This window comes from Caulobacter sp. FG7, assembly GCF_057808875.1.
Genome location: NZ_JBMDIW010000006.1, coordinates 46410 through 59519 on the forward strand (window position 1 = coordinate 46410; position 13110 = coordinate 59519).

The 13110-nt window shown below is 69.8% G+C and carries 10 protein-coding genes; 3 read left to right on the forward strand and 7 right to left on the reverse strand.

What is annotated here, in order from left to right:
- The first annotated feature begins 169 nt into the window (after positions 1-169).
- The gene (locus ACODR1_RS06670) at positions 170-1429 is read left to right on the forward strand and encodes a histidine-type phosphatase (protein ID WP_488879752.1); all 1260 of its coding nucleotides are present in this window, start codon (positions 170-172) and stop codon (positions 1427-1429) included.
- A gap of 112 nt (positions 1430-1541) precedes the next feature.
- Here the strand turns inward: ACODR1_RS06670 and ACODR1_RS06675 are convergent, their stop codons facing one another.
- From ACODR1_RS06675 to ACODR1_RS06685, 3 genes are read right to left on the reverse strand one after another with little or no spacing between them, the layout of a single operon-like run.
- Positions 1542-3095, reverse strand: a complete 1554-nt coding sequence (locus ACODR1_RS06675; RefSeq protein ID WP_488879753.1) for a DHA2 family efflux MFS transporter permease subunit — start codon at positions 3093-3095, stop codon at positions 1542-1544.
- 24 nt (positions 3096-3119) lie between these two features.
- Positions 3120-4271 carry an EmrA/EmrK family multidrug efflux transporter periplasmic adaptor subunit gene (locus tag ACODR1_RS06680; protein ID WP_488879754.1) on the reverse strand — a complete coding sequence of 384 codons (1152 nt, stop codon included), beginning with the start codon at positions 4269-4271 and terminating at the stop codon, positions 3120-3122.
- 23 nt (positions 4272-4294) lie between these two features.
- Positions 4295-5734 (reverse strand): efflux transporter outer membrane subunit, encoded by a 1440-nt coding sequence (locus ACODR1_RS06685; RefSeq protein ID WP_488879755.1) that lies wholly within the window; start codon positions 5732-5734, stop codon positions 4295-4297.
- Positions 5735-5872: 138 nt separating this feature from the next.
- Here ACODR1_RS06685 and ACODR1_RS06690 point away from each other — a divergent pair, with 138 nt between their 5' ends.
- Together ACODR1_RS06690 and ACODR1_RS06695 are read left to right on the forward strand one after the other, a co-directional pair.
- The gene (locus tag ACODR1_RS06690; protein ID WP_488879756.1) at positions 5873-6487 is read left to right on the forward strand and encodes a TetR/AcrR family transcriptional regulator; all 615 of its coding nucleotides are present in this window, start codon (positions 5873-5875) and stop codon (positions 6485-6487) included.
- A gap of 103 nt (positions 6488-6590) precedes the next feature.
- Positions 6591-7046: a hypothetical protein gene (locus ACODR1_RS06695; RefSeq protein ID WP_488879757.1), complete on the forward strand. Its 456-nt coding sequence runs from the start codon at positions 6591-6593 to the stop codon at positions 7044-7046.
- Here the strand turns inward: ACODR1_RS06695 and ACODR1_RS06700 are convergent.
- The 4 genes from ACODR1_RS06700 to ACODR1_RS06715 all read right to left on the reverse strand — a co-directional run bounded on the left by ACODR1_RS06700 (position 7043) and on the right by ACODR1_RS06715 (position 13076).
- Positions 7043-7684 (reverse strand): isochorismatase family protein, encoded by a 642-nt coding sequence (locus tag ACODR1_RS06700; RefSeq protein ID WP_488879758.1) that lies wholly within the window; start codon positions 7682-7684, stop codon positions 7043-7045. The genes ACODR1_RS06695 and ACODR1_RS06700 overlap by 4 nt on opposite strands.
- A gap of 245 nt (positions 7685-7929) precedes the next feature.
- A complete protein-coding gene (locus ACODR1_RS06705; RefSeq protein ID WP_488879759.1) occupies positions 7930-9123 on the reverse strand; it encodes a CaiB/BaiF CoA transferase family protein in 1194 nt (397 codons plus the stop codon).
- Between the two features lie 8 nt (positions 9124-9131).
- The gene (locus tag ACODR1_RS06710; protein ID WP_488879760.1) at positions 9132-11015 is read right to left on the reverse strand and encodes a hydantoinase B/oxoprolinase family protein; all 1884 of its coding nucleotides are present in this window, start codon (positions 11013-11015) and stop codon (positions 9132-9134) included.
- A 3-nt stretch (positions 11016-11018) separates the two neighbouring features.
- Entirely contained in the window at positions 11019-13076 is a 2058-nt protein-coding gene (locus ACODR1_RS06715; protein ID WP_488879761.1) for a hydantoinase/oxoprolinase family protein, read from the reverse strand.
- Between the last annotated feature and the right edge of the window lie 34 nt (positions 13077-13110).

A 13110-nucleotide genomic window follows, 5' to 3' on the forward strand; every position in this document is an offset into this window, starting at 1 on the left:
GATCGCTCCGTTTGCGGAGCATCGTCGCGGCCGCCTGCACACCCGGGCGGCCGCGACGGCGATCTCTTGTTCCAGAGGGGCCCTCTGCTTGACCCCTCGTGATCCGATCCCCTCGACTGGCTCGCGCGATTCCGCCGCGCGGGCCGCTTTTTCGTTTTCGGGAGTTTCGATGCGTCTGCTTGCCCGCTTTTCAGCCTTCGCCCTGGCCGCGCTCGTCGCCGCGCCCGCCGCCGCCCAGACGTCCGGCGAGACCCTGGAGAAGGTGGTGATCCTCAGCCGCCACGGCGTGCGCGCGGCGATGTCGAGCCCCGAGCGCCTGGAGACCGCCACGGCGCGTCCGTGGCCGCGCTTCTCGGTCCCGCCGGGCCACCTGACGGCCAACGGCGGGACGCTGTCGACCCTTTTCGGCGCCTATTACCGCGAGCTCTACGCGACGCAGGGCCTGCTGGCCGGCGACGGCTGCGGGCAGGTCTACTACTGGGCCAATGTCACCCAGCGCACGATCGCCACGGCCAAGGCGCTGGGCGAGGGGCTGTCGCCCGGTTGCGCCGTCGACGTCCACACGGTGGGCGAGGGCAAGGCCGATCCGCTGTTCGAACCGGTGAAGGCGGGCGTCGCCAAGCCGGATCTGGCCCTGGCGCGCGCCTCGGTCGCCGGCCGGGTGGGCGGGAACCTGGCGGCCTGGAGCGCCGGCCACGGCGACGCCATCGCCAGCCTCGACGAACTCCTCATGCAGTGCGACGCCGCCCCGTGCCCGAAGGCGCCCGGCAAGCGCCGCGTCTATGACGAGCCTGCCGCCTTCCTCGACGACGCCGACGAGACGGTCGGCATCTCGGGCCCTGAAGCCTTCGCCTCGGGGATCACCGAGAGCATGCTGATGGCCTGGGCCGACGGCCAGGATTTCGCGGGGCAGGGGTGGAAGGGCCTGGACGAGGCGGCCCTGCTCAGGGTCTTCCCGCTGCACCAGGCCGAGTTCGACCTGCGCCTGCGTTCGCGCGAAGTGGCCCGGACGGGGGCGGGATATCTGGCCTCGAAGATCCTGGCGACGCTGGAGGCCGAGCCCGGCAAGGACGCCATCGGTGGCGCTGATGCGAAGATGGTGGTGATCGTCGGCCACGACGGCACCCTGGCCATGCTGGGCGGTCTGCTCGGCATGGAATGGACCGCGCCGGGCTATCAGCCGGGCCAGATCGCGCCGGGCGGCAACCTCGTCTTCGAACGCTGGAAGCGGGCCGACGGCGCGCGGGTGATCCGCGTGCGTTACGCGGTGCAGAGCCTGTCGCAGTTGCGCGAGAAAAAGCCCCTGACCCTGGCCGCGCCGCCTTCGGCCTCGCCGATCTTCGTGCCGGGGTGCAGCCAGGCCGACGCGGGCTACGATTGCCCGGTGGACGGTTTCGCGAAGGTGGTGAAGGGGGCTGTGGCGCGCTAGGCGCCTGGCCCTCGCCCTCGCCCTTCGACAGGCTCAGGGTGAGGACCAATTCAAACTCGGCGGATCAAGAAAAACCCTCACCCTGAGCTTGTCGAAGGGCGAGGGTTTCTTGTCAGTGCACCGCCGACGTATCGGCCACGCGCATCGGCTTGGGGGCCAGCCAGACCACCAGGGCGGCCACCACGAACAGCACGGCCATGGCCATGAACACCTGGTTGGTGGCCAGCATCACGCCCTGGCTCTGGACCATGTTGTCCAGCGTGCCGCGCGCCTGGTCGGCGCTCATGCCCAGGCCCTTCAGCTGGTCCATCGTGCCCTGCGCGCCGTTCAGCACGCCCGACAGTTCGTTGTGGTTGCGGCTGGCGCCGTCGGCCCAGACCGTGGTCACCACCGAGGTCGCGAACGCCCCCGACAGCGTGCGGCAGAAGTTCATCAGGCCAGCGGCGCTGGCGGTCTCCTCGACCCGGACGCTGGCCAGGGCCAGAGCGGTCACGGGGACGAAGAAGAACGGCATGCCGAAGCCCTGGAACAGCAGCCAGTGGGCGATATCGAAGTAGCCCATCTGCTGGTTGGCCTGGGCCCGGAAGAAGGTCATCACCGCCATCCAGATCAGGCCCAGGAACACCAGCTTGCGGGCGTCGAACTTGGCCGACATGCCGGCCGCCAGCGGCGCGACCATGACGGCCGTGACGCCCAGCAGGGCCGAGACGTATCCCGCCCAGGTGGCCGTGTAGCCCATGTTCTGCTGCAGCCAGAGCGGGTTGAGCACATTGATCCCGAAGAACGCCCCGAAGGCGACGCTGAGGGTTATGACGGCGGCTGTGTAGCCCCGGTGTCGGAAGACCCGCAGGTCGACGATCGGGTTCTCCGCCGTCAGCTCCCAGATCAGGAAGGCCGCGAAGCCCACCGCCGCGACGATGGCCAGGCCGATGATCATCGGCGAGGCGAACCAGTCGTGCTCCTTGCCCAGGTCCAGCATGATCTGCAGCGCGCCGACCCAGACGACCAGCAGGCCAAGGCCCACCAGGTCGACCTTCGCGCGGGCCAGCGGCGTCTCATGGCCCTTCAGCAGGTTCCAGGCGAACCAGGCGCAGGCGATGGCGATCGGCACGTTGATCCAGAAGATGAAGGCCCAGCCGACGCTGTCGCACAGCGCCCCGCCCAGGATCGGCCCCAGGATCGGGGCGATCAGGGTGGTCATGGCCCACAGACCCGTGGCGGCGGCGGCCTTCTCCTTGGGGAAGACACGTAGCAGCAGGGTCTGGGACAGCGGCATCAGCGGGCCGCCGCAGGCGCCCTGCAGGATGCGGAACAGCACGAGGAAGCCCAGCGACGGCGCCAGGCCGCACAGGAACGAGAAGATCCCGAACCCGATCATGCCGAAGACGAACACCCTGACCGCGCCGAAGCGGGCCGAGAGCCAGCCGGTCAGCGGCACGACCACGGCCTCGGCCACGGCGTAGGAGGTGATCACCCACGTGCCCTGGCTGGGCGACACGCCCAGGGCGCCGGCGATGTTGGACACCGAGACGTTGGCGATGGTGGTGTCGAGCACCACCAGGAAGTTGGCGGCGGCCAGGATCAGGCCGGCGAAGATCATCGCCGGCCCGCTGAGCGGCGCGGGTTCGGACGCCGCCCTTGCGGGGGCGGCTTGAGCGCTGGCCATGACGGCGGTCCTTGCTGCTCGGGTTTAGTCGCGGGTGTCGATCGTGGCCTTCATCGAAAGGCCCACGCGCAGCGGATGGGCCTTCAGGTCGGCCGGGTCGATGGCCACGCGGACGGGCAGACGCTGCACGACCTTGATCCAGTTGCCGGTGGCGTTCTGGGCCGGGATCAGGGCGAAGGCAGCCCCGGTGCCGCCGGAAAGGCCGGCGACCTTGCCGTGGTAGGTCACCGCACTGCCGTAGAGGTCGGCGGTCAGCTCGACCGGCTGGCCGATCTTGACCTTGCGCAGCTGGCCTTCCTTGAAGTTGGCGTCGACATAGGCCGCGGCGATCGGAACCACCTGCATGACCGGCGTGCCAGCGGCGACCCGCTGGCCCACCTGTACGGCGCGCTTGGCCACGACGCCGTCGATCGGCGCGCGGATCACGGTGCGCGACAGGTCCAGCTGCGCCTGTTCGAACTTGGCGCGGGCGGCGGCGACTTCCGGGTTGGTGTCGACAGTGGTCCCGTCGGTCAGCACGGCGTTGGCGGCCAGCGAGCCGGCGGCGGCGGCGCGGTTGGCCTGCGCCTGGGCTTGAGAGGCCTTGGCCGAGGCGAAGGCGGCCTGGGCGTTGGCGAAGGCGTTCTGGGCGCGGGTCAGTTCGTCGCCCGAGACGGCGCCGGTGGCGGCCAGGGCCTTGCGGCGGTCCAGGTCGATGCGGGCGCGCTCGAGGTCGGCCTGGGCCGAGGTCAGGCTGGCGGCGGCGCGGGCCTGGTCGGCGTCGCGGGCGGCGATCTGGGCCGACAGGCTCTGGTCGGTGGCGAGATAGCCGCGCACCCGCCGCTCGGCGCGGGCCAGATCGGCTTGAGCCGAGGCGAGCGCGATGCGGGCGTCGCTGTCGTCGAGCACGACCAGCACGTCGCCGGCCTTGACCACCTGGGTGTCATGGACGGCGACGCTGCGCACCGGGCCGCCGACCAGCGGGGTCACCTGGGCGACGTCGGCGCCGACATAGGCGTTGTCGGTCTCGACATGGTGCGAGCCCACGAGGGCGTAGTAGGCGCCATAGCCGGCGCCGGCGATCAGGACGACGGCGGCGAGGCCGAGGAACAGCTTCTTGCGCTTGGCGCCGGCGGCGGCCTTGGCTTCGGCGGCGGCTTGAGCGGTGGCGTCGGCGGAGGCTTCGGAATCATACATGGGGGAGGGCTCCGAGAAACGGGTCAGGCGGCGCGGTAGCCGCCGCCGAGGGCGCGCACGAGCGCCACATCGAGGGTGAAGGCGCGGGTCTCGAGGTCGGCGAGCGTCCGCTGGTTGGCGATCAGGGCGTCCTCGGCGGAGAGGACTTCCAGGTAGGTGGCCAGGCCCCCGCGATAGCGCTGCAGGGCGATGTCGTGGGCGGCCGACGAGGCGGCGACGGCCTTGCGGGTCTCGTCCAGGCGGGCGTCGAGGGCGCGGGCGCTGACGGCCGCGTCGGCGACGTCCTTCAGGGCCTGGGCGAGGGTCCCGTTATAGCTGGCCACGGCGGCGTCGTAGTCGGCCGCGGCGCCGCGATAGTTGGCCCGCAGCGCGCCGCCCTGGAAGATCGGCAGGCGCACGGCCGGGCCGATCGATCCGATGCGTGAGCCGCCCTTGGTCAGGAGGTCGAGGCCCAGCGACTGCTGGCCGAAATAGGCCGACAAGTCGACGTTCGGATAGAACTCGGCCTTGACCTCTCTGATCGACTGGCCGGCGGCTTCGGCGCGCAGGCGGGCGGCGACGACGTCGGGACGGCGGCCGATCAGGTCGGCCGACAGGTTGGCCGGCAGGCCGAAGGCCTTCAGGGTTCCGACCTTCGGGCGCTGCAGGGCGAGACCCCGGTCGGGACCGGCGCCCAGCAGGGCGGCGATGCGGTTGCGGGTCAGGCCGACGGCTTCGTCGGCGGCGGCCAGCTGAGCGCGGGCCGAGGCCAGGCCGGCCTTGGACTGCTCGGCCGAGCCGCGGTTCTCCAGGCCGTTGGCGGCGCGGTCGGCGGTCAGCTGGGCCGTCTGCTCGCGGGTCTTCACGGCGTCGGCGGCGGCGTCGCGGTCGGCGAACAGCTGGGCCAGATCGGCGTAGGCGGCCGCGACGCTGGTCGACAGGACGAGGCGAGCCTCGGCGGCGTCGGCCTTGGAGGCTTCGGCCTGCGAGGTCGCCGCAGCCAGGGCCGCGCGGTTCTTGCCGAAGAAGTCGAGCTCCCAGGAAAAGTCGAGCGTGGCGCGGCCGGTGTCGTTGTAGCCCTTCGGCACGAAGGCGGCCGGGACGCCGTTGTTGTAGCTCTGCTTGACCGAGGCGTAGGTCGCGCCGGCGCTGAGGCTGGGCAGGGTGGCTGAGCGGGCCTGGCCGGCAAGGGCTTCTGCCTTGCGCACGCGGGCCTCGGCGGCGACCAGGTCGGGCGAGCCGGCCAGGGCTTCGTCGACCAGGGCGTCGAGCTGGGCGTCGCCATAGGCGGTCCACCAGTGGTCGGCCGGCCAGTCGGCGGCGGGCGCGGCCAGGCTCGCTTGCGAGGCGTAAGCGTCGGGCGCCTTGATCGCCTGGGCCGGCGGCAGCTTGGGCACGGCGGCGCAGCCCGCCAGGGCTGTCGTCGCCAGGAGGCCCGCGAGGGCCAGTTTAAGGGGGGAAGTCCGGGGGAGGGCGTTTGCCATCGGATTTGCTCGATATCAAACCGTACAGGACGGTCCAAATATAACTTGACGTGACGACGTCAAGTGAAAAGTGTACGGTCTGGTCCAGAAAACGCCTGGGCCTGGTTAATAGGCCTATCGGAGACGGGAGGAGGGCGCGTGCGCGTCAAGACCGAGGAAAAGCGCAAGTGCATCCTGGAAGCGGCCAAGGCCGTGTTCCTAGAGCGCGGGTTCCTGGGGGCGAGCATGGCCGAGGTGTCGGCGCGCGCCGGCGGCTCCAAGCAGACGCTCTACAGCTACTTCGCCTCCAAGGACGACCTCTTCGTCGCCACCATGCTGGAGAAGGGCGCCCAGATCATCGATCCGGTGTTCTCGACCTTCGAGACCGAGGAGGACCTGCGCTCGGCGCTCAGCCGCTTTGGCCGCGTCTTCCTGGCGTTCGTGTCGAGCGAGGAGGTGCTGGCGTTCAGGCGGATGATCATCGCCGAGGGCGCGCGCTCGAACCTCGGCAAGCTGTTCTTCGAGAACGGTCCCCGGCGCGGCTGGACGCGGATGACCACCCGCTTCGAGTGGTTCATGGAACAGGGCCAGATGCGGCGCGTCGACCCCTGGCAGGCGGCCATGCATTTCCAGGCGCTGTGCGAGTCCGGGGCGTTCTACCGCCTGCTCGAAGGCGTGCTGCCCGAACTGACGCCGCAGATGATCGACACGGCGGTCGATGCGGCGGTCGACGTCTTCATGCGGGCCTATGGGCTTGAGCCGGCCGCCGACTGAGCGCGACTATTGCGCCAGGAGTGATCCGGCGCAATCATGCCCTCAAGGGTTGATCGCCGGGGCGGAAATGGCGCGGAGCGGACGGATCGCTGGATTGGCGGGCTTGATCGGCGCCGTCCTGCTGGCGGGTTGCGCCACCACGCCGGAGGCGCGCTTCGCCAGCCTGGGCCCCCTGCGCACGGCGTTGAGCACCTCGCCCGAGATGCTGCACCAGCGGGCGGACCGCAACGACGCCAATGCCCAGATGGCGCTGTCGCTGCTCTATCAGTACGGCCAGGGCGGCGTCGCCAAGGACCCCATCCAGGCCATGGAGCTGCGCCAGCGCGCCACGGCCCAGCGGGGCTCGACGCCGATCACCACCTACATCGCCGGGATCAACGGCAAGCCCGGACGCGTGTCGATGATCTTCGTGCCGCGCTACGACGTCTCGCCGGGCCAGGCGGCGTTCAACACCGCTTGCGCGCAAGCGCTCGCCGCAGGCGATCGTTCTCCCAAGGGCGTCGAGCCGTGTGGCGGCGAGCAGGGCTACGACCAGCTCGCGTCGGACTGGAAGCGCTAGTTTCCGGTCGCGCCGGCGATCAGGTCCAACGCCTCGGCTTCCGAGACCACCTCGGCGTACTTGGCCTGCAGGTCGAAGAGGTTGGCTTCCTGCACCCGCTCGTCGCGGTCGCCGGAGGCTTCGCGCACCACGAACGGGATGAAGCCGTGCTGCAGGGCGTCCAGGGCGCTGGCCCGCACGCAGCCGCTGGTCGAGAAGCCGCCCATGATGACGGTGTCGACGCCCATGGCCCGCAGGGTCGAGGCCAGGGGCGTGCCGAAGAAGGCCGAGGCGTACTGCTTGGACAGCACGATCTCGCCCTCGATCGGGGTGATCTCCTTGGGAAAGGCGCCCAAGGGCGAGCCTTCCTGGAAGGCCTTCAGGGCTGGGACCTTGCGATAGAACACCCCGCCGTCGCGGCCGCCGACGCCGGCCTGATAGACGACGTTGGTCAGGATCACCGGGATGCCGGCCTTGCGCGCGGCCTGCAGGAGCCGGGCGTTGCTAGCCAGGGCCGCCTCGACGCCGGCATAGAGCGGCGAGTCCGGCAGCAGATAGGCGTCGACCACGTCGATGATCAGCAGGGCCGGGCTCTTGCCGAAGGCCAGGCGTCCGCCGAAGCCGGCCTTGTGGTAGTCCGCGTTCAGGTCTTCGGCCATTTCTACTCCGTGCATCCCCGGCACAGGCGGGGATCCAAGCTGATCTTCAAATTCGAGATTTCGAGCACGGTGCGTGACCCTCGTCCTTCGACAAGCTCAGGATGAGGGTCATTTTGCGATCCGCGCCAGTATTCCGCGCCAGTGCACGGCGGTCGCAGTAGAAACCTCACCCTGAGCTTGTCGAAGCATGTCCTTGGGCGGGCCATGCAGGCACGGCCCTAGGGGGCGAGGTTTCGGATCCCTGACTAGACCACCCCTTGCTCGGCGAAGGCCTTCAGTTCGCTTTCACTGATCCCGAGTTCGCTCCACACCGCCGCATTGTCCTGGCCCACCGCCTGCGAGGCGATGGCGCGGACGACGCCGGGGGTCTTGGAGAGCTTGGGCATGACGTTCTGCATCGGCAGTTCGCCCCAGCGCGGGTGGTCGAGCGTGACGATCGACTCCCGGGCCGCGAAGTGCGGATCGGCCAGCATCTCGGGCGCGCGATAGATCTTACCGGCCGGCACGCCGGCCTCGATCATCTTGGCCTCGACCTCGTCGACCGTCAGGGTCTTGGTCCATTCCTCGATGAGGGCGTCCAGCGCCTTCATGTTGCGGCCGCGGTTGACGTGGTTGACGTAGTCCGGGTGCTGGGCGAGCTCGGGCTGGCCCATGGCCTTGCACAGACGGCCGAACACCGTGTCCTGGTTGGCGGCGATCAGATAGTCGCCGTCCTTGCAGTGATAGACGTTCGACGGGGCGATGCCGGGCAGCACCGAGCCCGAGCGCTCGCGGATGTAGCCCATGACCTTGTAGTCGGGGACCAGGCTTTCCATCACCTGCAGCACCGCCTCGTAGAGCGAGCTGTCGACCACCTGGCCCTGGCCGGTGGCGTCGCGGTGACGCAGGGCGGCCAGGGCGCCGAGGCAGCCGTAGGTCGCCGCCAGGGCGTCGCCGATCGAGATGCCCATGCGCGAGGGGGCGCGGTCCGGATCGCCGACGATGTGGCGCCAACCGCCCATGGCCTCGCCGATGCCGCCAAAGCCGGCGCGGTCGGCATAGGGACCGGTTTGGCCGTAGCCCGACACCCGCACGATGATCAGGCCCGGGTTCTCGGCGTGCAGGACTTCGGGCGACAGGCCCCAGCCCTCCAGCGTGCCCGGCCGGAAGTTCTCAATGAGAATGTCGGCAGTGGCGATCAGCTTGCGGGCCAGGGCCTGGCCTTCCGGCACGCGGAGGTTGGCCGAGACCGTGCGCTTGTTGCGGGCCACGACCTCCCACCACAGCGGATAGTCGCCGCGGCCCCAGTCACGCATCGGGTCGCCCTTGCCGGGCGGCTCGATCTTGATGACGTCGGCGCCCATGTCGCCCAGCAGCTGGCCGCAGAACGGACCAGCGATCAGCTGGCCCATCTCGACGACGCGCAGGCCCTTCAGCGGACCCGTGTTTTCAACCGTCATGACGCGCCTTACTCCGCCGCCAGGGCCAGCGGCGCGTTGCGCCAGACCGGCGGACGCGGAGCGGGCAGGCCCGTCTCGGCCAGACAGTTGGCGCGCAGTTCCTCAAGCGAGGGACCGCGGTCGAACACTTCCAGCGGGCCTCGCTCGGCGCGGATCTTGGCGCGCAGGGCCTCGGTGGCCGCCGCATCGACCTTGCCGGCGGCGTCCAGCACCACGCCGAAGCGCTTGGCGCCCTGCGCGCTGACCAGGCCGCGCGAGACTTCCAGCTCGACCAGCTCGACCTCGCGCTCCAGCGGGTCGCCCCAGCCGCCGCCGCCCCAGGTGACGAAGTGCAGCAGGTCGCCCTTGTCGACCTGGATCCCGTCGCACTTGGAGGGCAGGGCGATGCTCTCGCCGTTAGCCTTGTCCAGGCGCTTCCACGAGCGGGCGCCGGGGGCGCCGCCATTGACGCCCCACGGCGGCACGAACCAGCGGTCGTCGTGGATGGCGATCGTGCCGGCCTCGGTGAAGCGGTAGGTCATGTGGATGCCGTTGCCGCCCCGGAAGCGCCCGGCGCCGCCGCTGTCGGCCACGCTCTCGTAGCGCTCGATGACCATCGGGAAGTAGCGTTCCAGGAACTCGTTCGGAACGTTGGTGAAGCCCGGCCACAGCGAGTGGCCGTCGGCGCCGTCGCCGAACGGACGGCCCGGAATGCCGCCGAAGCCGATCTGGAACAGCTGGAACCATTCGCCCTTGCCGTCGAAGCCCGAGAACATCAGGTGCGGCGAGCTCGAGAAGCCGGCGGCGCACAGGAACTCCGGGGTCTTCTGGCCCAGCAAGGCGCCCAGCACGTCGAAGATGCGGCCAAGCGCGTGGGTGCGGCAGGAGAGAGCGGCCGGGAACTTCGGCTTCAGCAGGCTGCCTTCCGGGATCCGCACGTCGACGAGGTCGTAGAAGCCGTCGTTGAACAGGATCTGCGGGTCGAAGACCATGATCATGTAGATGCCGAAGAACATCTTGAACATGTTCTCGTTCAGCAGGAAGTTGATCGAGCTTTCCGACTGCGGATCGGTGCCGTCGAAGTCGAGAACGACCTTCGAGCCCTCGCGCCACATGGTGCACTTGATCTTGAACGGGCCGGCGCCCTTGCCGTCGTCGCAGATGTAGTCCTCGAACGACACCGGGGCCTCGCCGATCGCGGTCGAGATCAGATGGGCCATGGCGCGGTGGTTGCGGGCCAGGAGTTCATCGAGGGCGCTGGCGAAGACGTCGTCGCCGAAGCGTTCGCAGATCTCGACCACCCGGCGGCCGGCCACGCGGCACGAGGCGACGATGGCGTGCAGGTCGGCCTTGAACCACTCGGGCATGCGCGACTGGTGGGCGGCGATACGGACGATGTCGCTCTGCAGCTCGCCCTTGCGGTAGAGCTTCACCGGCGGCAGGCGGAAGCCTTCTTCGAAGATCGAGGCCGCGTCGGTGGGCAGCGAGCCGGGGACCTTGCCGCCGACGTCGGTCATGTGGCCGAACATCGCCGACCAGGCCACCAGGCGGCCGTCGCGGAAGATCGGGGCGATGCACAGCTGGTCCGACGCGTGGCTGATCGCGCCCTCGACCGAGTAGGGGTCGTTGACGAGGATGATGTCGCCTTCCTCGATCTCGCCGTCATAGCCCTTGAGGAAGCCGTCGATGAACGAGCCGAACTGGCCCACCACCATGCGGCCGTCGCGGTCGGCGATCAGCGGGAAGGCGTCGCCCTGCTCGCGGATGCCGGGCGACAGCGCGGTGCGGAACAGCGTGGCGTCCATCTCGACGCGGGCGTTGCGCAGGGCGTTCTCGATGATGTCGAGCGTCACCGGATCGACGGCGACCTTGCCGAAAGGCGTGGAATTGGTTTCCAGGATGCGCGCGGGCATGGCTCAGGCTTCCGAAACGGGGTTGATCAAGATGACGCCGTAGGCGTCGACGAGCGCCTCGCAGTCGGGCAGCACCAGGGTGGTGGAATCCATCTCGGTGATGATCGCCGGACCGGGGACGCGGTCGCCGGCGCGGAGCTTGGAGCGGTCGTAGATGGCGGCCGGCTTCATGCCGCCGTCGGCCCAGACCTCGTGGTCGCGGATCTTGGCGCGCGACGGATCGCCGTCGCCCTTCTCGATCTCCAGCGAGGGGATCTCCTGCACCTTGCCCATGGCGACGGCGCGCAGGTTCACCAGCTCGTGCTCGGCGTCCATGTTGAAGGTGAAGAGGCGGCGGTGCTCGTCGTCGAAGGCGGCGGCCAGGCGGGCCAGCCCGCCGTCCTTCAGGCTCTCGAGCGTCACGTGCATGGGCACTTCGAAGGCCTGGCCGTGATAGCGGACGTCGATCTCGAAGCGGGTCTCGATCTCGGTGTCGGTGACGCCGTCGGCCTTCAGCGTGTCGCGGATCTGGGCGTCCATCTCGCCGAACAGGGAGAGGACCTCGGCCTCCGTCGCGGCCGACAGGCGCTTGGAGTACGAGCGGGCGGTCTCGGTGCGCATACGGGTGGTGGCGTCGCCCAGGGCGCAGAGCACGCCCGGCGAGACCGGCGACACGGCCGGCCACGAGCCCATCAGCTTGGCCACGGCGTTGACGTGCAGCGGGCCCGCGCCGCCAAAGCCCATCAGGGCGAAGTCGCGGGGGTCATAGCCCTGCTGCACCGAGATCATGCGCAGCGCGCCGAACATGTTCTCGTTGACGATGTCGATGATGCCGCGGGCGGCCTCATAGAGGTCGATGCCCAGGGCGTCGGCGATGGTCTGGACCGCCGTGCGGGCGGCTTCACGATCCAGCTTGAAGGCGCCGCCCAAGAGGTCTTCGGGCAGGTAGCCGAGCACAACGTTGGCGTCGGTGACGGTGGGGGCCGTGCCGCCCTTGCCGTAGGCGGCCGGACCCGGCGCGGCGCCGGCCGACTCGGGGCCGACGCGCAGGGCGCGGGTCAGTTCCGGCACCTTGGCGATCGAGCCGCCGCCGGCGCCGACCGTCTTCACGTCCAGCGACGAGGCGCGGACCGTCAGGTGGCCGACGTCGGTGGTGCGCACGCGGCGCGGTTCGCCGTTCTCGATCAAGGCCACGTCGGTCGAAGTGCCGCCGACGTCGAGCGTCAGGATGTTCTTCAGGCCCGAGTTGCGGGCCACCCACAGGGCGCCGGTGACGCCGCCGGCGGGACCCGACATCAGCAGGCTGACGGGGTGCTCTTCGGACTTTTCCGACGACATCAGGCCGCCGTCCGAGCGCAGCAGGGCGATGCGGCCCTGCATGTCCAGGCCGCGCAGCTTGTCGCGCAGGTTCTTGACGTACTTGCTGACGACCGGACGGACCGAGGCGTTGGCGACGGTGGTCAGGGTGCGCTCGTACTCCTGCATCTCCGGCAGGACCTCGTGCGACAGCGAGACCAGCACGCCCGGCAGGATCTCGGCGGCCAGCTCGGCGACGCGGCGCTCGTGCGCGCCGTTCAGGTAGGCGTTCATCAGGGCGATGGTCACCGCCTCGACGCCTTGCTCCTTCAGCCTGGTCAGCTGGGCGCGGACATCGGCCTCGTCGAGCGGGCGGATCTCCTTGCCCACGGCGTCGATGCGGCCCTTGATCTCGACGGTGTCTTCCAGCTTGGCCAGCGGCTCGGGCTTGGGCCAGATGATCCAGGCGGCGAGACCGCCGGGCACCAGCGAGCGGGCGATCTGCATCACCTGGTGATAGCCCTCGGTGGTCACCAGGCCCACGCGGGCGCCCTTGCCCTCGAGCACGGCGTTGGTGGCCACGGTGGTGCCGTGCAGGAAGACGTCGACGTCCGACGGCTTGACCCCGGCCTTCTCGCAGACCGCGTTGACGCCGGTCATCACGCCGACCGAGCTGTCATGCGGGGTCGACGGCGTCTTGTGCCGCCAGAAGTCCCCCGTCGCCTCGTTCAGCAACAGCAGGTCGGTAAAGGTCCCGCCTACGTCCACGCCCAATCGGTAAGCCATCGTCAGCCTCTATTGCTGGCGCGCCAACTCCCCC